The sequence below is a fragment of the Gaoshiqia sediminis genome (assembly GCF_025907915.1).
GTDB lineage: Bacteria > Bacteroidota > Bacteroidia > Bacteroidales > Prolixibacteraceae > Gaoshiqia > Gaoshiqia sediminis.
In genome coordinates, this window is record NZ_JAPAAF010000012.1 from 67,741 (window position 1) to 88,314 (window position 20,574).

The 20,574-nt window shown below is 46.1% G+C and carries 13 protein-coding genes and 1 tRNA gene; 12 read left to right on the forward strand and 2 right to left on the reverse strand.

Annotated elements, in window-relative coordinates; translation table 11 throughout:
• Positions 1-5 precede the first annotated feature (5 nt).
• The 6 genes from N2K84_RS10280 (at position 6) to katG (ending at position 12,136) form a co-directional block, all read left to right on the forward strand.
• Positions 6-1,097 carry a FecR family protein gene (locus N2K84_RS10280; RefSeq protein WP_282591721.1) on the forward strand — a complete coding sequence of 364 codons (1,092 nt, stop codon included), beginning with the start codon at positions 6-8 and terminating at the stop codon, positions 1,095-1,097.
• Between the two features lie 214 nt (positions 1,098-1,311).
• Positions 1,312-4,698 (forward strand): TonB-dependent receptor, encoded by a 3,387-nt coding sequence (locus N2K84_RS10285; protein ID WP_282591722.1) that lies wholly within the window; start codon positions 1,312-1,314, stop codon positions 4,696-4,698.
• A 19-nt stretch (positions 4,699-4,717) separates the two neighbouring features.
• On the forward strand, positions 4,718-6,439 hold the full coding sequence (locus N2K84_RS10290) for a RagB/SusD family nutrient uptake outer membrane protein (RefSeq protein WP_282591723.1): 1,722 nt from the start codon (positions 4,718-4,720) through the stop codon (positions 6,437-6,439).
• A gap of 100 nt (positions 6,440-6,539) precedes the next feature.
• A complete protein-coding gene (locus tag N2K84_RS10295; protein ID WP_282591724.1) occupies positions 6,540-7,946 on the forward strand; it encodes a glycoside hydrolase family 28 protein in 1,407 nt (468 codons plus the stop codon).
• A 72-nt stretch (positions 7,947-8,018) separates the two neighbouring features.
• The gene (locus N2K84_RS10300; RefSeq protein ID WP_282591725.1) at positions 8,019-9,566 is read left to right on the forward strand and encodes a glycoside hydrolase family 43 protein; all 1,548 of its coding nucleotides are present in this window, start codon (positions 8,019-8,021) and stop codon (positions 9,564-9,566) included.
• Positions 9,567-9,895: 329 nt separating this feature from the next.
• Positions 9,896-12,136, forward strand: coding sequence for a catalase/peroxidase HPI (gene katG / locus N2K84_RS10305; protein WP_282591726.1), 2,241 nt, complete (start codon positions 9,896-9,898; stop codon positions 12,134-12,136).
• 1,431 nt (positions 12,137-13,567) lie between these two features.
• Here the strand turns inward: katG and N2K84_RS10310 are convergent.
• Positions 13,568-13,640 (reverse strand) — tRNA-Met (locus tag N2K84_RS10310).
• Positions 13,641-13,848: 208 nt separating this feature from the next.
• Here N2K84_RS10310 and N2K84_RS10315 point away from each other — a divergent pair.
• The 5 genes from N2K84_RS10315 to N2K84_RS10335 all read left to right on the forward strand — a co-directional run bounded on the left by N2K84_RS10315 (position 13,849) and on the right by N2K84_RS10335 (position 18,654).
• A complete protein-coding gene (locus N2K84_RS10315; protein WP_282591727.1) occupies positions 13,849-14,709 on the forward strand; it encodes a M23 family metallopeptidase in 861 nt (286 codons plus the stop codon).
• Between the two features lie 8 nt (positions 14,710-14,717).
• Positions 14,718-15,878 (forward strand): 1-deoxy-D-xylulose-5-phosphate reductoisomerase, encoded by a 1,161-nt coding sequence (locus N2K84_RS10320; RefSeq protein ID WP_282591728.1) that lies wholly within the window; start codon positions 14,718-14,720, stop codon positions 15,876-15,878.
• Between the two features lie 19 nt (positions 15,879-15,897).
• The gene (gene rseP, locus N2K84_RS10325) at positions 15,898-17,232 is read left to right on the forward strand and encodes an RIP metalloprotease RseP (RefSeq protein ID WP_282591729.1); all 1,335 of its coding nucleotides are present in this window, start codon (positions 15,898-15,900) and stop codon (positions 17,230-17,232) included.
• Positions 17,233-17,281: 49 nt separating this feature from the next.
• Positions 17,282-17,491 carry a twin-arginine translocase TatA/TatE family subunit gene (gene tatA, locus N2K84_RS10330; RefSeq protein ID WP_282591730.1) on the forward strand — a complete coding sequence of 70 codons (210 nt, stop codon included), beginning with the start codon at positions 17,282-17,284 and terminating at the stop codon, positions 17,489-17,491.
• A gap of 128 nt (positions 17,492-17,619) precedes the next feature.
• A complete protein-coding gene (locus tag N2K84_RS10335; RefSeq protein WP_282591731.1) occupies positions 17,620-18,654 on the forward strand; it encodes a DUF4837 family protein in 1,035 nt (344 codons plus the stop codon).
• A gap of 72 nt (positions 18,655-18,726) precedes the next feature.
• Here N2K84_RS10335 and N2K84_RS10340 read toward each other — a convergent pair whose 3' ends face one another.
• The gene (locus tag N2K84_RS10340; protein WP_282591732.1) at positions 18,727-19,296 is read right to left on the reverse strand and encodes a DUF3332 domain-containing protein; all 570 of its coding nucleotides are present in this window, start codon (positions 19,294-19,296) and stop codon (positions 18,727-18,729) included.
• Positions 19,297-19,532: 236 nt separating this feature from the next.
• Between N2K84_RS10340 and N2K84_RS10345 the strand changes: the two genes are divergently transcribed.
• Positions 19,533-20,561 (forward strand): agmatine deiminase family protein, encoded by a 1,029-nt coding sequence (locus N2K84_RS10345; protein WP_282591733.1) that lies wholly within the window; start codon positions 19,533-19,535, stop codon positions 20,559-20,561.
• The last annotated feature ends 13 nt before the right edge of the window (positions 20,562-20,574 follow it).

The following is a 20,574-nucleotide window of genomic DNA, read 5'->3' on the forward strand; positions in this document are numbered from 1 at the left end:
AAGATATGGTAAACCACAAAAAACTGGATCAACTTCTTGCTGATGAAAACTTTCAGGATGATCTGCGGGCAGCGCTGAAAGATCCTCAACGGATGAAAGTTCAGTTCATTCAGAAGTACTCGATCCGTGAAGAAGAATTTCAATATGCACAGCGCATTCTCGGTACTCTCTCCTTTCAACGAGCAGAAATTGACCACAAACAGATCGATAAATCTTTCAATCGTGTCTTGGAGCAAATTGAGAGGCCAAGGATCCTGGCAAATAAGAAAACAACAGTCAGCCTTTGGTTCACACGTATCGCTGCTGTTTTGACTCTCCCGCTGTTGCTAACCACCTTTTATTTTTATCAGCAAACGCGAATATTACAGTTCCCAGCTCAACCGGCTTCCGGCTTGGTGGCCCAACACACGTTTCATGCCCCCCTGGGCATAAAAACCCAGGTGGTGCTGCCCGACGGTTCTTTGGTCTGGCTGAATTCCGGAAGCAGTCTGACATTTCCGGTAGTTTTTCAACCCAATCAACGGGAAATTCAATTGCAGGGAGAGGCTTATTTTGAGGTGGTAAAGAACCCTGCTGCCCCCATGTTGGTTTCCACCGAACACATGAAAATCAAGGTGTATGGAACGAAATTCAATGTGAACGCTTTTGCTGATGACCAGATTGTCCGCACAACCCTGGTGGAAGGAAAAGTGACCCTGATCCCTGAAAACAATACAAAGGAATATGCCTTGAGTCCGGGATATACCGCACTGTACTACTCGGAAACAAAAGAAATTAAAGCCAGTGAGGTAACCAATATGACGGCCTACACCGGATGGAAAGACGGAAAACTTCTGCTTCAGGACGAAAACTTCGGAGATATTCTAAAAAAGTTGGAACGCTGGTATAATGTGGAGATCCAGTTATCGGATCCATCGCTGGCTGACTATACCTTGTATGCAACCTTTGTTGATGAGAGTATTGAACAAGTATTAAGCATTATTTCCAATTCCTTACCTATCCAGGTAGAATTTCCAAAGCGAATAAGACAAGCTGACGGGAGCTATGCCAAACGAAAAATAATGATACACAGGAACTGGACTAAATCTATTTCTTAGAAAAGGAAAAACAGAAGATAACATAACAAAAAAAGAAATGCCTATGTAGGAACATCACTAAACAAGAACAGGAAAGAGCGGCAACTCTTTCCTGTTTGGATTAAAAATCACGGATTTATTATCACTAACAAATCAATTCAAAAGTATGAAAAAAAACAAAAGAATCCACTTCGGAGACCTGCTTGTCAGGCACTTCGGAAAAATTGCACTAAAAATGAAACTAACAACCGTATTCATTTTACTCGGGATTATTCAGTCTGTAGCTCTGAACAGCTATTCCCAATCCACCCGATTGACCATGGAACTGCGGGATGTGTCGGTCGTTGACGCCCTGCGTACCATTGAAGATCAAAGTGAGTTCTACTTCGTCTATAACAAAGATGCTATTGATCTGGAAAGGAAAGTGAGCCTGGAAGCCAGAAACCTGTCGATTCAGGAGATACTGGACCATATGTTTCAGGAAACTAACGTCGGCTATCAGATATCTGACCGTCACATTATCTTATCCACCCTTCAGGCCAATCAGCAACCTCGAACAGTTGGAGGAAAAGTGACCGATGCAACCGGCGCCTCATTACCTGGCGTTACTGTTGTCGTAAAAGGAACGACCCAAGGGACAATTACAGACATCGACGGCGTATATTCACTAGCAAATGTTCCTGTAAATTCCACCTTGGTATTTTCTTTCGTTGGTATGGAAAGCCAAGAGGTTCCCGTCGGTACCCAAAGTAATATTCAGGTTGTGATGAAAGAAGAAACCATCGGTATTGAAGAGGTAGTTGCTGTTGGATATGGTACGATGAAAAAGAGTGACTTAACTGGATCGATTGGGAGCGTAAAATCGGAAAACCTCGTTTCCAGAGGGTCCACTTCGGTTATGGAAGGTTTACAAGGTCAGGTTGCCGGTGTGAATATCCAGCAGGTATCCAGCCGTGCCGGCGATGGTTTTAGTGTTCAAATTCGCGGTAAAAGCTCCATGCAGGGAGGAGAGCCTTTATATGTGATCGATGGGGTGGTTTGCGATAATATGAACTTCCTGAATCCAATGGATATTGAGAAAATCGACGTGTTAAAGGATGCTTCATCCACCGCTATTTATGGTTCGCGTGCCACTAACGGCGTGTTGATCATTACTACCAAAAAGGGAACGGAAATCTCGGATAAAACGAAAACTCTGGTCAGTTACGATGCCTATTACGGGGTTAAGAAATCAGCCTACATGCCCGATTTTATGGATGGTGACGAATTTTTGAAATATCGATTCTCCCGGTATGTAAGCTCCTCCATGAATGCGGCTACCGGTGCAACAACCTGGAACATGACTGATGCTAATTTCCGGAATTTTTGGGGTGGCGACAGTCCGGTAATCAAAGAATTCTATGCCGATAAAAACTACACTAATTGGCCTGATATTGTGCTTCGCGATGGACAGCAGCAAAACCATTTTGTCAATGTTGCCGGTAACAGCAAAGATATAAGCTATCGTGTTGGTGTAGGTTATCAATCGGAAAAAGGGATCCTTTACGATGAGTACGAACGGTGGAACGTGAAAGCCAGTTTCGATTCAAACATAAGTGATCAACTCACTGTGGGTTTTAATGCCAACCTGGCTACTTCATTGCAAAACAGAGGAAGTCAACGGTCAGTACAAACCGGGTTCAATATGTCGCCGGTTATGCCGGCTTACTATTGGGAAGGCGAAAATGAAGGTGAACCGATTGTTCAGCCAGGCAAAGATGCAGCCGTTTATCCCAGCGGTGGTGGCCCGACTTCAACTCTGAACCCGGTCGTTGATCGCATGAATTCGACCGATGATCTTCGTGCCTATTATGTGATGGCCAATACGTATTTGCAATTTACCCCCGTAAAAGATATCGTTTTAAAGACCACTTTCTCGCCCATGTACACCAAAAAGCATAATGGTATTTTCTATGGCGTAGAAACAGAAAGCCGCCGTGGTAAAACAAATTATGCCGAAGACAATAGCGATGAAGTATTCTCTTACACTTGGGATACCCAAGCCAACTATATGAAACGAATTGGTGACCACAATTTTAATCTCTTAGGTTTGGTGAGTGTTTACAGTCAAACGAACGAAGGAAACAACATGACCGTGGTTGATATGCCTTTTGATGTCAAATGGTACAACCTGGCTTCAGGGACCATTCAAAATCAAGGCAGTTACTTTGAAAAAATCACCATGCTTTCGTATGTGGCCCGTTTAAACTATGATTACAAAGGAAAATACCTGGCCACAATCTCCAGCCGTTGGGATGGTAGCTCCAAGTTTAAGAAAGAAAACCAGTGGGGAGTATTCCCGTCAGCAGCTTTGGCCTGGCGTATGTCGGAAGAAAGCTTTTTGGATGCAGCTAGCTGGTTGACCAACCTGAAGCTTCGCGTCAGCTATGGCATAACCGGGAACAATGCACACGTAGGTCCGTATGATACACGTCCTTTGGCAGATACAAAATATTACTACAATTTCGGAAACGCCGTTGCCAATGGTTACGGATATAGCTTGACAAACTCAGAACTTACCTGGGAGAAAACCAATGAGATTAACCTGGGCGTTGATTTCGGGCTGTGGGACAATCGCGTTTACGGCTCTGTTGATGCTTACCACAAAGTCTCGAAAGATTTGTTGATGGAGATGGACACCCCCTTTGAATTAGGTTCATCAACCGGCTCTATTTGGAGCAATGTTGGGAAGGTTAAAAACCAAGGGGTTGAAGTTCAATTGACAACTGTAAACGTGCAGAAGAAAGATTTTGTATGGACAACTTCCTTCACCTTTGCCCGCAATAAAAATGAGATTCTCGAACTAAATGGTGGCAAAGAAGATTTGACCGGAAACTGGTGGTTTATCGGTCAGCCCATTGACGTGGTTTACGGCTATGTGTTGGATGGTGTATGTACCGCTGAGGAAGCCGCTGCATTTGCAACCGACCCCACCAAGAAAACGAAGTTTTACGAAGGAGAAATGAAGATCAAAGACGTTGACGGATCCGGCACGATTGATCCTGAGGATAAAACAATCCAGGGGCATGTTGAGCCAACGTGGACCGGGAGCTTAATTTCCAATCTCAACTATAAAAACTTCGACTTCTCTTTCAGCATCTACTCTTCACAAGGCAGTAAAGTGTACAGCCCGTTTATGGGAAGTTTTGCCAGCTACAGCAGTCGTGGAACACAACGTCTGAGTATGGATTATTACATTCCTGATGGTGCCCCGGTTTTGGGAGAAGATGGCACTATTTCAACTCAACAAGATACCCACTACGGAAGTTATCCTTTCCCAACTGGAGGAGCAAACAATGCAGGTGCTGGTTCTTTCTGGATTAACAGCAGAGACGGGAGTCAGTATTTTGTTGACAATTCGTATGTTAAAGTGAAAAACATCACACTTGGATATACGCTCCCCAAGAATCTGACTTCAAAGATGAAGCTTTCCAATTTCCGGGTTTACGTCAATGTGCTGAATCCATTCACTTTCACCGACTACAAAGGCTTTGACCCCGAATGGGCAGATGCTGAAGTTAATAACGGTGCGGGTGGTGTAAGCTCCAGAACATATCAGATTGGTGTAAACGTAAAATTTTAACCCTAAAGACAATTAAGATATGAAACAAAAATATATAATTGTGGCGTTGGCCATGCTTCTTTTCTCCGGTTGCTCAGATTTCCTTGAACCAGATATTCGTTCCAGTGAGTCAACGGATGGTTTTTATGCGACCTCAACAGGTTTTGAAAGTTTAACCAATGCAGCATACTCTTCCCTCAGAGATATGTACAATATGCAACCGCTGCTATTCTCAGCAGGAACTGATATTTATGGTGATGGTAAATCTCAGGGAGTTATTATGAACCATTATACGGCACTGAGAGCGACCGAAGGTATCATTCAAACCTTCTATCAGAATTGCTACAGAGGGATTCAATTAGCCAATAGTGTCATTGCCTATGGTGAAACTACCGCAGAATCCAGTGTTCGGAAACAATACATCGATGAAGCTCGTTTTATTCGCGCGTGGTATTATTTTCAGCTGGTTCAGCAATTTGGGGAGGTGGCTTTAAATACCCAGATGTTCGATTATGCTGAAATGAGCCACGAGCGGACCGATATCGGAACGATTTATTCCTTCATTATTGATGAGTTCACGTATCTCATTTCCGGGAATTCCTCTTTGCTTGATCGGAGTGCTTCAGGTGTAGGTCGTGCCAATAAGCGGGCAGCTGCTTTTTTCCTAGCCAAAGCCTACCTTACCCGTGCTTGGTTAAACGGGCAAGGTTATGAATCACTGGAGGATAATATTGCCCAATCATCTGATTTCACAAATGCCGCAACTTATGCGCTGCAGGCTATCAACTCCGAAGTTCCCTCATTATCTATCGAGGATGCTTTTGACTTTGCAAAAGAAAGCAATGATGAAATATTCTGGTCTGTCCAGTTCGATTTTTCGGCTGTAGAAGATCCATCCGGCGATGGCAGTTATCAGCAAGCACAATTTGGCGCCTATTTGGGAGGTTCTGAGAATGCCCGAAACAAGGCAATCGATGGTAATTTGTCTCCTTTTTTAAGGTTGCATCAACTCTATGATAAAGGCGATGGAAGGTATGAGCAGACTTTCATGCAAGAATTTCACACCTGGTATTTTGACTACTATACCAATCCAACCACATCTCCGATTAAAATATATTATGCACCGGCTTGGGCTAGTGATGACGATATTGCTGCCTGGCAGGCTGATGATCCATATGGATTGAAAGCAAATACCTTGATTTCGAAGACAATTGCTAACGGCGGTATTGCCCCATCCAATGGGGCACCAGAAACTTATTTCAACAGAAGAAATATGGACTTCGGTGTACCTTGCATCAAGAAATTTGATGATTATTCAGAAACCTCCTTAAGCAATCGCAGTAGTACTTGTAGTATGCATGATGTTGTTGTTGCACGTTTGGGAGAGGCCTACCTGATTGCTGCTGAGGCTTATGTTATGTCGGGACAGCCGGACAAAGCAGCCAACATGATCACAGCGCTTCGTTCACGCCCCGGAACTATCAAAACAGGTTTTGAAACCGTAATGACTGTGTCAGCCGACGATATGACCATCGATTTCATCCTTGATGAAAGGGCCCGCGAAATGGCCGGTGAATATGTGCGCTGGACTGATTTAAAACGTACACATAAATTGGTTGAATATGTTACAACCTTCAATGAAGATGGAATCAGTGAAGCTGATCTGAAAGGCGACGACGGAAATTACAAATTTTTGCGTCCGATACCGCAAACCGCCATTGACAGGAACCAAGCTGATGTAAATCAAAATCCTGGTTATTAATATTCATAATCCACAGATTTCAGCCGGGCCTGTCTTATATTGACAGTGGACTGCTGAAATTTGTGGATTTTTCTTTTTATAAACTACAAGTGTACGAAGCATGAAAATCACAAATTTACTGGTTCTGGTGATCCTTTTCGTTTCAACCCATTTGCTGGCCCAACCAGATAAGTATGCCTGGGAGGAAACCTATCCACTCATTCAGCAACACATTCAAGTACCCGTTTTTAAAAGTCGTACCTATAACATCGTTGACTATGGAGCTGTATCCAATGACACTTCTGTATTGAATCATGAAGCCATTAACCGGGCAATTGCCATTTGCAGCCTGAACGGAGGCGGAACTGTTTTGGTTCCTCCGGGTACTTGGCATACCGGTCCTATCACGATGAAAAGCCAGGTCAATCTGCACCTGATTGAAGGTGCAACCTTGCTGTTTACTACGGATACAAAGTACTTTCCGGTTGTTTTAACTCGCTGGGAGGGGGTTGATTGTTACAATCTGCAACCTCTGATTTATGCTTATGGAGAAAAAGACATTGCTGTAACCGGCAAGGGAACCATCGATGGAGGAGCCGAAAATGAAAATTGGTGGAAAAAATGTGGTTCACCTCGTTTTGGATGGGAAGAAGGCGACATCTCTCAACGAACAGGAAGGCCTAAATTGTTGCAATGGGCCAACGACAAAGTACCGGTAAGCCAGCGTGTTTTTACTGCCGAGGACGGCATGAGACCGCAACTCATAAACTTTTATCTGTGCCAAAATATTCTAATTGAGGGTGTAACATTGCTTCGTTCTCCTTTTTGGGTAATTCATCCGCTGCTTTGCGAGAATCTAACCATTCGCGGTGTGAAAATGATTAATGATGGCCCAAATGGTGATGGTTGTGACCCGGAATCCTGTAAGAATGTTCTGATAGAGGATTGTTTTTTCAACACCGGAGATGATTGCATCGCCATTAAATCGGGTAGAAATAACGATGGTCGGCGTTGGGCTGTTCCCAGCGAAAATATAATAGTTCGTAATTGTGAGATGAAGAATGGGCATGGAGGGGTGGTCATCGGAAGTGAGATATCGGGCGGGTATAAAAACCTTTTTGTCGAAAATTGTCAAATGGATAGTCCTGAATTGGACAGGGTTATCCGAATAAAAACCAATATCCTAAGGGGTGGCATCGTTGAAAATGTCTATGTTCGTAATATTGAGGTGGGGCAATGTAAAATAGCAGTTGTCAGTGTAAACTTATTATACGAACCCAGAGAAATCGGCGAGCGCTCTTTTGTACCTACTGTCAGAAATATTTTTGTTGAGGACGTTAACTGCCAAAAAAGTCAATATGGGGTCTATTTAAATGGTTTGGAAGATCAATGTAATATCATTGGCATTCACATTAAAAACTCAAGCTTTTCGAACGTTGAAAAAGGAAATTTCGTTAATGGAAAGGTTGATGACATCCATTTTGACAACCTGAAAATAAATGGACGAAATGTAACCAAACTGAAGTAATCAACCTGTTTAATTGCAAACAGGCAAAAAACAAAAATCGACTTCCTGTATATTCTTATAAAGTAACCTTTAATGAAGTTATCGACTCGTCTTTTGTTTATCTGGATTACACTGGCAATTCCAGGCACATTAACTGCTCAGACAAGACATGTCTGGGGCGACCAGGGAAACGGCACATACATAAATCCGGTGCTAAACGCCGACTATTCTGATCCGGATGTTATCCGGGTTGCAGAAGATTATTATATGGTTTGCTCGGAGTTTCATTTTATGGGCATGCCGGTATTGCATTCCAAAGACCTTGTAAACTGGACAATCATTGGCCAAGTTTACGACCGGTTTGAATTTGATCCGGCCTACAGCTCAAATAACCGTTATGCGGGAGGGAGCTGGGCACCGGCCATCCGGTTTCACCAGGGCATATTTTGGGTGTATTTTTGCACTCCGAAAGAAGGACTTTTTATGTCAACGGCCCAATATCCCGAAGGCCCATGGGAGCCTTTGGTTCAAGTTTCGGCTGCTGCAGGCTGGGAAGATCCCTGTCCGTTTTGGGATGATAACGGGCAAGCCTACCTGGGACGCAGCAAAGTTGGAGCAGGCCCCATCATTATTCATAAAATGAGCAATGACGGGAAGTCGCTGCTCGACGATGGGGTAACGGTTTATACCGGCCCCGTTGCCGAAGGAACAAAAATCCACAAGCTGAATGGCTATTACTACCTGAGCATCCCGGAAGGCGGCGTTGAGCAGGGCTGGCAAACCATGCTCAGGTCGAGAAATATTTACGGACCCTACGAAAAGAAAGTGGTATTGGAGACCGGATCTACCGTTATCAATGGTCCTCATCAGGGATCTTTGGTCGAAACGCCCGAAGGAGAATGGTGGTTCCTGCATTTTCAATCTGTCCCGTCAGTTGGTCGGGTCGTACATCTTCAGCCCATGTATTGGCATGACAACTGGCCTGTTATCGGAATCGATCTGGATCGAAACGGAATTGGCGAACCGGTATATGTATGGAAAAAACCTGCTGTTTCGGCTGAATCCAACATCATGAAACCACAATCTTCTGATGATTTTGAATCGGAAGCGTTAGGTCTGCAATGGTCCTGGAACCACAACCCGGTTGATTCGGCCTGGTCGCTCACCAAAATTCCGGGAAAACTGACTTTGGACGCAAATTACGCACCAGCATTTCTGCAAGCAAAAAATACGATCACCCAAAAAGTGATGGGAAACAGCGGAGATGTAGTAGTCCGAATGGATGGAAGTCAATTAATTGAAGGGCAGGTTGCAGGGCTTTGTTTAATGGCCAAAGAGTACGCCTTGGTCGGCATTGAAAGAAAGAAAGACGGGATTTATGTTTTTTCTGAAGTTGGAGGGCTGAAAGAAGAAAGGAAGGTCAACCGCAATGAAGTTGAATTGAAGCTGGTTATCAGTTCTATTCCAAAAAGAAACCAATTATTTTACAGTACTGATGGTCAGAAATTCACCCCGATCGGAGACAAGTTTCATATTTTAAGTGGTAACTGGAAAGGCCCAAAAGTCGGATTATTTTCATTCAATAAGCAGCAGATTGGAGGATCAGCCATCTTTGTTGACTTTTTTTATTCATTCGATTAAGAAACTGTTTAAATTTTGCTCATTTTGATTTTTCGGATTATCCCGAACCCTAAAGGGAGCCCGAAAAATCAAAAAATCACCCTTCAGGGGCGGGGTAAATTTTTTGATTTTGGGCGTGACTTCAAATTTTAAACAGTTTCTAAAAAGATTTCAATCCAAAGATATAAAGAGTAACACGAGAATAAAACTTCATCCGTAAACAACACCATGTTTCATAGTCTAACCCATCGAGATCCAAATGGCACCATAGATAACATCTATCAAAAAATCAATTCGATACGAAAACCTTTTGGTTGTTTTCCTGTAAAAGAAAGAAAAAATTTTGCAGTATGGACAAAGGTAAAAATCAAACAAATCCCTCAGCCAAAGGTGCCGACATGGAAAGTAAGTGCCCGGTTACCGGTCACACGATGACAAAAACTGCCGGAGGTGGCACGTCTAATCGCGATTGGTGGCCAAATATGTTGAATCTGAGCATCCTGCGTCAACATTCCTCGTTGTCCAACCCTATGGGCGGGAAATTTAACTATGCTGAAGCGTTTAAAACACTCGATCTGAAGGCCGTAAAGCAAGACCTCTTCGAGCTTATGAAAAACTCCCAGGACTGGTGGCCTGCCGATTACGGGCACTACGGTCCGTTGTTCATCCGGATGGCCTGGCACAGTGCGGGAACCTACCGCATCCACGATGGGCGCGGCGGTGGTGGCTCAGGAAGTCAGCGTTTTGCACCACTGAACAGCTGGCCCGACAATGCCAACCTCGACAAGGCGCGTCTGCTGCTCTGGCCCATCAAACAAAAATACGGACGGAAAATATCGTGGGCCGATCTGATGATTCTTGCCGGAAACTGCGCCCTGGAGTCGATGGGCTTCAAAACCTTCGGATTTGCCGGAGGGCGTGAGGATATCTGGGAGCCGGAGGAAGATGTTTATTGGGGCTCTGAAGCTGAATGGCTGGGAGACAAACGCTACTCGGGCGATCGTGAGCTCGAGAATCCACTTGCAGCCGTTCAGATGGGGCTTATTTATGTGAATCCTGAAGGGCCGAATGGCAATCCGGATCCGATAGCAGCTGCCAGGGATATTCGCGAAACCTTCCGTCGCATGGCGATGAATGACGAAGAAACGGTGGCACTTATTGCCGGGGGACACACCTTTGGCAAAACCCACGGTGCCGCCGATCCCGGCAAGTATGTAGGCCCCGAGCCCGCAGCAGCTTCCATTGAAGAACAGGGCCTGGGCTGGAAAAATACCTTCGGCAGCGGCAAAGGAGCCGACACGATTACAAGTGGCCTCGAGGGGGCCTGGACTACGACGCCTACCAAATGGAGCAACAACTTTTTGTGGAACCTGTTCGGTTACGAATGGGAGCTGACTAAAAGCCCAGCCGGGGCCCATCAGTGGAAACCAAAGCATGATATGGGCGCCGGTACGGTGCCCGATGCACACGATCCTTCAAAAAAACACGCTCCATTCATGCTGACTACCGACCTCGCCCTGAGGTTTGATCCGGCCTATGAGAAGATCTCACGACGTTTTCTGGAGAATCCGGACGAATTTGCGGATGCTTTCGCCAAGGCGTGGTTTAAACTGACTCACCGCGACATGGGACCCAAAGCACGGTATCTTGGCCTGGAAGTACCCGAGGAAGACCTGATCTGGCAAGACCCCATTCCTCTGGTTACACACAAACTGATCGATGAGCAGGATATTGCCGACTTGAAAAAGCAAATCCTTGGTTCCGGTCTTTCCGTTTCGCAGCTGGTATCGGCTGCCTGGGCGTCGGCTTCAACCTTCCGTGGCTCCGACAAAAGGGGCGGGGCCAATGGTGCACGTATCCGCCTGGCACCCCAGAAATATTGGGAAGTCAATAACCCGACCCAGCTGGCAAAAGTATTGGAAACACTCGAGGGTATCCAGGCGACATTCAATAAAGCACAGTCGGGAGGCAAACAAGTTTCACTGGCCGACCTGATCGTTTTGGGCGGTTGTGCTGCTGTGGAGAAAGCAGCCAAGGACGCCGGCTTTGATGTGACGGTGCCTTTCACACCGGGACGTGCCGATGCCTTGCAGGAGCAAACCGATGTGGAAGCATTCGCCGTGCTTGAACCGCTTGCCGATGGGTTCCGCAACTACATGAAGTACAAATACCTGGCAACTGCTGAGGAAATGCTGGTTGACCGCGCGCAACTGCTAACATTGACGGCACCCGAGATGACTGTTCTAGTGGGTGGCCTGCGCGTGCTGAATACGAACTTCGACCAGTCCGCGCTCGGTGTCTTCACCGACCGGGCAGAAACGCTTACCAACGATTTCTTTGTCAACCTGCTTGACATGGGAACGACATGGAAGGCCACGTCTGATTCGCAGGAAGTGTTTGAAGGTCGCGACCGCAAAACCGGCGAGCTCAAATGGACCGGTACCCGCGTTGATCTCATCTTTGGGTCGAACTCGGAACTCCGTGCCCTGGCCGAAGTTTACGCCTGTGCCGACAGTCAGGAAAAGTTTGTGCAGGACTTTGCAGCTGCCTGGAGCAAGGTTATGAACCTGGATCGTTTCGACCTGGCCTGATTATACTGCATTTAAACTGAATTGGAATAAATTGGATGAGGTGCTCTGGCAACGGGGCACCTTTTCTTTTTCCAAACGTGCGTCCGGCCTTTGCCGGATAAGAGCCCAACGAGCTACCGGGGAAGGAGTGTTTTTCGGATGAAATTGGAGAAATTGAGAATTTAACCGGGAGAGTTCTGGTTTTGCTATCCTTGATCGAAGCGGTGCGGGGGCCGTCAAAACGCCAGGCTGAGGGAATGAAATGGGACGCAGATGACGCAGACCTTGGGAAGGATGAATGATGAATGTCGAATGAGGAATGGGGCGCTTCAAGCAAGCGTCATTGCGAATGAAGCGCAGCGGAATGAAGCAATCTGCAATGACGAATGAAATTAGACGCGGATGACACAGATTTATTTTGACCGGCATGATTTAAAACTGGCCGCTGGCAACTGAAAACTCCCTCTGAAGCCTGATCCCGAAGGGATCAAACCATTCATCACCGCCAATCCGATTGGGGGTTTGCGCAAAATAGAGCGCTTTCCCCAACCCCGAAGCGGGTTGAATAAATCAAAAATCGTTGATCAATAATCGAAAACATTTCCGCCAGAAACTTACGGATGGGGCTTTTCCCCAATCCCCAATCCCTTTTTTTTGTCTTGACACCAAAAAGATTCAAAAAAAGTCAAGGCTCATTTTTATCTTCGTTCCTCCATCTGCCTGAAAGCTAAGTTCAACGAGTGATTTCCTCGTTCCTCGGAACTTCTCGTTTTCACTAAGCTTTCAGTTTGATTCCGGCCTCGATAAAAATAGGCCTCTTTTCGGACCGCAACGTTCGGTACTTCTTTAAAATGGGTTTACACGAATACGGTAATATGTATTTGGGAAATCACTAACCAACAGATTCCAATGCTGGTTCTTGCGGCGGGGAAACCGGATCGGAGCGTGTACGGGGACTTTCAAAACGCCTGGCCGAAGGTTCGTTTTGACACGGTTTTTGCTTCATTTTCATCCCCGTCTGACTGGACGGGCAGGGAATGGAAAAGGGAGAGCCTGTCCGGAAGGACAAAACAAGTATTCGATAGAATCAAGCGCCAATCAATGCGGCGCATGCCAGCTTCGGAGCAACCCAAAACCAAGTGATTGCGCCTTGTTTGTTGTCACGCATTTTGACCCCGGGTTCCGTTTCACTCCACCCGGGGCTATTGACATTTAACCCCGTTGGGGTAACGGTTTTTTTTGGCTTCCCCGAGACAATTCCGTTTGTCATGTAACCCGTCATATTTGTGTACAAAGGGTAGCCTTCGCTGTAGCGGGGACACGACTCGAACGTGCGTCCGGCCTTTGCCGGATAAGAGCCCAACGAGCTACCCGCTTGTGACTTTAGAAAAGTCGATTATAAAAAAAAGCAACAACTGTAAATTTTTAAATTTCAGCTATTGCCTTTAAAAGTAGCGGGGACACGACTCGAACGTGCGACCTTTGGGTTATGAGCCCAACGAGCTACCAACTGCTCCACCCCGCAATATATCGTAAATATTTTTATCTGCTTTGAACGTCTGCCGGGCTCTCATGTCCCGAATGCGGATGCAAATATAAGACAACTTTTTCGGAAAACAAATCTTTCGCTGTATTTTTTAAATTTTTCGGATGCGTTAAAAAGTATTAATTTCCGCCTCTGGCTTAGGCCGTCTATGTATTCTTACTATTTTTGATGCTTCCAACACTGGGGAATGAAAAAGGAGAAAAAAAAGAAAATCATTCAAAAACTAAAGAACCGTTATCGCCTCATTATTTACAATGATTCGACATTTCAGACGGTTTGGAGCACCAAACTAACACGGATGAATGTGTTCGTGATTGGCGGAATGGGTAGTTTATTGCTCATTTTCCTCACCGTCTTGATTATCGCTTACACGCCTATTCGCGAATTTATCCCGGGCTATCCGTCGGGCGATGTGCGCGATTTGATTGTTCGCAATGCGATCATGGTCGATTCGCTGGAGCAACAACTTCACTTACGCGATAACTATTTCGACAAGATCAAGCTGTTGGTTGAAGGAGGCGTTCCCGAGGAGCCCGATTATATGGCCGATACCATGGAAAGGCCGGTAGAAGTGGCGATGCATGCCTATAATCACGATTCGGTTTTCAGGCAAAACCTGTTGGAAGAACAGCTGGGACTCTCGCTGCAACAAAGCGAAACCAAACAAACCAGCCTGGCACAGGTTCATTTTTTTACACCGCTGAAAGGACTTGTTTCTCAGAAGTTTGACAAGAATATAGATCATTTTGCCGTGGATATTGTTGGCTTGCCCAATGCGCGAATTTCTGCCGTGTTGGCCGGGACGGTTGTTTTTGCCGGTTGGACGGTGGAAACGGGGTATGTGATTTATCTTCAGCATGATAATAACCTGATATCGGTGTATAAGCATAATTCGGAATTGTTGAAAAAAGTAGGGGAACAGGTGCAAGCCGGTGAGGTTATTGCTTTTATGGGAAATACCGGCGAGCTGACAACCGGGCCTCATCTGCATTTTGAACTATGGCACAAAGGTACACCTCTTGATCCGATGCAATATATTGATTTTTAATTTTTTGAATGAAAAAACGAATAGCCATTCTCGGGTCAACCGGCTCGATTGGTACGCAAGCGCTGGAAGTTATTGAGCAAAACCCCGATCATTTCGAGGTGGAAGTGCTGACAGCCAACAACAACGTGGAACTGTTGGCTGAACAGGCCAAACGGTTCAAACCCAACATGATTGTAGTGGCTAACGAATGCCGTCACAAACTGTTGTCGGAAATACTGAAAGATGAACCGGTTAAGATATTTGCCGGCAACGATGCCCTGGAGCAGGTGGTTCAGCTGGATACGGTTGATTTGGTGTTGACAGCCATGGTCGGCTATTCGGGCCTGCTACCTACCCTGAAAGCCATTCAGGCGGGGAAGCACATTGCCTTGGCCAACAAGGAAACCCTGGTGGTGGCGGGCGAAATTATCACACGCGAAGCCAACCGGAACAAAGTCAACATTTTTCCGGTCGATTCGGAACATTCGGCTATTTTTCAGTGCCTGGCCGGTGAACACATGAACGAAATCGAGAAGATCTACCTCACCGCTTCGGGCGGGCCGTTCCGCGGGTTCAGCCAGCAACAGCTTGAAAAGGTGACCACCGCCGATGCGCTGAAACACCCCAATTGGGACATGGGCGCAAAAATTACGATTGACTCGGCCAGCATGATGAACAAAGGTTTTGAGGTGATCGAGGCCAAGTGGCTGTTCGACCTGAGGCCGGAACAAATTGATGTGGTTGTCCATCCGCAAAGTATCATTCATTCGATCGTCCAGTTTCGCGATGGCTCGATGAAGGCACAAATGGGACTGCCGGATATGAAGCTACCCATCCAGTATGCGATGAATTTTCCGCAGCGCTTACCCTCCGGATTTAAGCGCTTTAACTTCCTGGACTACCCAAAACTTACCTTCGAACAGCCGGATACAAAAATTTTTCGTAACCTTGCACTGGCTTTCGAAGCTTTAAATCAAGGCGGTAACCTACCCTGCATTCTGAATGCGGCCAACGAAGTGGTGGTGCAGGCTTTTCTTCGCGAGAAAATACGCTTTGTGGATATGCCCGGCCTCATCGAAGAAAGTATGCAGAAAGTCAACTTTATTAAAAATCCGGTGTTGGATGATTACATTCAAACCGATAAAGAAACACGATTGTTAACCGCATCGTTGATTAAACAACGCAATTAAAAACAGACACGATTAGAGAATGGAACAAGTACTGATAAAAGCTGCACAGCTGATTTTAAGCCTTTCAATTTTAGTTATCCTGCACGAATTCGGCCATTTTGCCTTTGCCCGCCTGTTTAAAACCCGGGTAGAGAAATTTTACCTCTTTTTCGATCCCTGGTTTTCGCTTTTTAAAGTGAAGAAAGGCGACACCGAGTACGGGGTGGGCTGGTTGCCTTTAGGTGGCTATGTGAAGATTTCGGGGATGATCGATGAGTCGATGGACAAGGAAGCCATGAAACTTCCGCCCCAACCCTGGGAATTCCGTTCGAAAAAAGCTTACCAACGATTATTGATTATGGTGGGCGGGGTGTTGATGAACTTCCTGCTGGCCTTTCTTATTTACATCGCTGTTTTGTACGCTTGGGGGACGCAGTACCTACCTACCGAGAGTGTGAAACATGGCATCATGGTTTATGAAACCGGAGAAAAGATTGGCCTGCAAGACGGTGATAAGATTCTTTCGGTTGACAACCAGTACATCGAGAATTTCCACAAAATCATCCCCACGGTGGTGCTTGACGGCGCCCGTACCATTCAGGTATTGCGCGAAGGGAAACAAGTGGATGTTGAAATTTCGGACGATGACCTGGCCTTGCTTATTAAAAGTAAAGGGGTGATGGACCCGCGTTTGCCTTTTAAATGTAAAACCGGTAAGATTCTGAACGGATCACCTGCCGAGGTGGCCGGTCTGGAAAAAGGCGATGTGTTTGTGGGTATCGACGGGCACGACTTTCAGTTTTACGACCAATTTACCGGTTATATAAAATCGCACAAGAATGAGGAAATCGCGATCAGTATCCTGCGTGATGATCAGCCGCAAACTCTGTCGGTGACCGTGAGTGAAGACGGAACCATCGGGTTTTTCCCGGTGTTCACTGAGGAGGCGATGAGTTTTCTGCAATACGAAACGATCCGCTATAGTTTCCTGGAATCGATACCGGCAGGCATCAAACGCGGCGTTTCAACCGTGCAGGATTATCTGAAACAGTTTAAGCTGATTTTCTCGCCCAAAACAAAAGCTTACGAATCGTTGGGTGGGTTTATTTCGATTGGAAATATTTTCCCCGGAGCCTGGGATTGGCATGCGTTCTGGAATATGACAGCTTTCCTTTCCATCATTCTGGGAGTAATGAACCTGTTGCCTATTCCGGCGCTGGATGGAGGGCATGTTACCTTTTTGCTGTTCGAAATTGTGACTGGCCGCAAACCCGGAGAGAAATTTTTGGAATATGCGCAAATTGCCGGGATGATCATCTTGTTGTCGCTCGTGTTATTTGCCAACGCCAACGATATTATCAAGCTCTTTAATTAGGAGCGATTAAAAAATTTCTATTTTTGTACAAACCATTAAACTTGAAGCTATGTACTTATCAATTATTGCCGGATTCCTGGGGCCACAAGAAATTATCATCATATTAATCATTGTTGTGCTGTTGTTTGGAGGCCGTAAAATACCTGAACTGATGAAAGGCCTTGGGAAAGGGATGAAGGAGTTTAAAAAGGCAACGAAAGAGGACGATGAGGAGGAGGTTGATCAGGAAAAACCAAATCAGGGAAAAATCAAAGAATAATACATCGACAGAAACTAATCCCGCCTTGATGACGGGATTTTTTATGCCCATTTGCGAAATTCTTGCCGGTCAGCCTTTTCTGGTAAGATTTTTGTATTAGTGGCATCGAACCCGGTAAAAATAGCACCATGAAACGAATCGTCATTATTTTCAGTTTGTTGGTTGTCAGCTCTATGTTCCTGTTTTCATGCAGGGACGATACCAACATGCGCAAAAAAATCACCGGGAAAGCCGGTGAGCTGGTTGTCGTTATTCCGAAGGAAACCTGGGAAGGACAGGCAGGGCAGGCCATCCGGAAGGTATTGGCCCAGCCGCAATTGTCGTTGCCCCAGGATGAGCCGCTTTTCGATTTGATCGATGTTCCACCGGTAGCCTTCAAGGAAATTTTCAAGACCAGCCGGAACATCATCAATGTGCGTATTTCGCCGACCCTGGATTCGGCCAAAGTGGAATTTAAAAAGGATATTTGGGCCTGGCCACAGGCGGTTGTTAATGTTCGGGCTAAATCTTCGGAGGAGCTGGAGCGGATATTTTACATCCATTCCGATCGGATTGCCGCCTATTTTTTGAAAGCCGAGCGCGACCGATTGATCCTGAATTATAAGAAATACAGCGAAAAGGCAGTCAAAAACACGGTGTTAAAAAACCTGAACGTGACGTTGCATGTTCCGCCCGGCTTTGTCGTGGCTGGGGCCGGTGACAATTTTACCTGGGTACGCTACGATACGCCCGACATTATGCAGGGGATTGCCATCTACACATTTCCGTACCAATCAGACAGCACCTTTACCCAAGACTATTTGCTGCAAAAGCGCGACTCTGTGCTGAAAGCCTACATTGACGGACCGACCAAAGGCAGCTTTATGACTACCGAGCATCAACTTCCGCCGCTGTTCAGTGTATTCGAGTTTAAGAACAATTATGCCGCCGAGATGCGTGGCTTGTGGAAGGTGGAAAACGACTTTATGGGCGGGCCTTTCATCAATATGGCCGTTCTGGATGCCGCCAACAACCGAATTGTGGTGCTGGATGGTTTTGTATATGCCCCACGGTTTAACAAGCGAAATTACCTGCGCCAGGTGGAGGCTATGATGTATTCGCTGGAGCTGCCCGATCAGGCGAAGAATGATAAGATCAGCAGCCAGGTGAAAATGGGTAACTGATCTGATACAAATAGAATAAACGAGGGTGCCGACCGTGTCAGCACCCTCGTTTTTATGTAGGCAGGTTATCAGTTATTGCAAGGCCAGCGCAGGCTGCGGATGTAGTTGGTCCTGAACGGCCAGCGGGTCGAAACCAGGCTGAAGGGTCAGCATGCTGCCATCGGGGTTTACCACGTGATAAGAAATTACCTGTCCATCCTGAATTTCTACTTCAACCAGCTTCTGGAATTTCTTACCTTTTTTCAGGTACCAGCTGTTGTCAGATTCGCGGAATATCATTTCGGTTTTTGAATCGGCAACGCCCAGTTCTTCCACGGTCATTTTGAATTTCTCAGACGTTAACTGGTAGGTTTTTCCATCAATTTCAACCAGTTTCTGATGTTTTTCCCCGTCTTTCAGTGTCATCGGGTTTTCGCCCGACCAGAACTCGATGCTATTCAGCACCACGGCATCCACAAAGGTGGCCACGCCATAAACCGGCACAATGATACAGGCCAGGAAAACCAACTCGTTGACAAATTTGTCGCCAACACTGTTGTTCCAGTCGTAAACCGTGCGGGTCAGCTTAAAACTTCCGATGCAGCTTTGCATCAGAACCGCTGCCAAAAGAATCACTACGGAAAGATTTCTTACTTTTTTCATAGTCACAAATTTTAGTTGAAAATATAATACATAACAATAGTTGAATTCAAACGGTTTTGCCTATCGGTGATTTATACCCCGAATTGGATAAACACCGGAAATGTTGGAAACAGAAATTTACCACCTTTTCCTAAAAATATTGGCTTCACGAAGAAGTTTTTGTTTCTGAAATTAAATGCAATTTCAGTTTTTCAGGGAATGAAATGAATCAATTCGATTTTCTTTATTTTTGCGGCATGACAAAACAAGTATCTTATCTGCCTGCCGAGTGGGCCGAACAAAGTGGCGTACAGCTTACCTGGCCGGACGAACAAACGGATTGGGTGACCAACCTGGATGAGGTCATCCCGGTGTATGTACACATGGCCCGCGAAATTATGGCCCGCGAAAAGCTTTTGCTGGTGTGCCGTGACAAATCGATTCTGCCTGATTTCCTCCAAGAAGAACAGGAGAACCTGATTATCCGGGAGATGCCGGTGAACGATACCTGGGCTCGCGATCACGGACCCGTAACCTTGCTGGAAGAGGGAGAGCCGGTTCTGCTGAATTTCCGTTTCAACGGCTGGGGAATGAAATTTGCCGCTTGCGATGACAACCAGATTACGCCGAATTTATACCAGGCACAGGCGTTTCGGGCTGGTGTGCCCCTGCGGGATTATTCGTATTTTACGTTTGAGGGCGGAGCGGTCGAAAGCAACGGCCAGGGATGCCTGCTTACCACCAGCGAATGCCTGCTGTCGAAAAACCGGAATGAGCACCTTAGTAAAAATGAGATTGAATTTTTCCTGAAAACCTGCTTTCAGGCCGAAAAGGTACTTTGGCTTGATCATGGATTTCTGGAAGGCGACGACACCGACAGCCACATTGACACGCTAGCCCGCTTTTGTTCGGAAGATACCATTGCCTACGTGAAATGCACTGATCCTTCCGATATCCACTTTGGCGCCCTGCAAAAAATGGAAGCGCAGTTGCAGCAGCTCACCGATCAGGATGGGCACCCTTTCAAGCTGGTGGCTTTGCCCTTTCCCGACTCTATTGTGGATGAAGATGGACAACGGCTTCCGGCTACTTATGCCAATTTTCTGATTGTGAACCAGGCAGTCTTGTTTCCCGTTTATGGGGTACGGCAAGACGAGGAAGCTGTCCGCGTGGTTGCCTCCTTGTTCCCTGACCGGGAGATCGTGCCCATCAACAGTGTGCCGCTTATCAAGCAGCACGGTTCTATTCACTGCGTGAGTATGCAGTTTCCGGCGGGTGTTTTATAACTAAAAGTTGAAA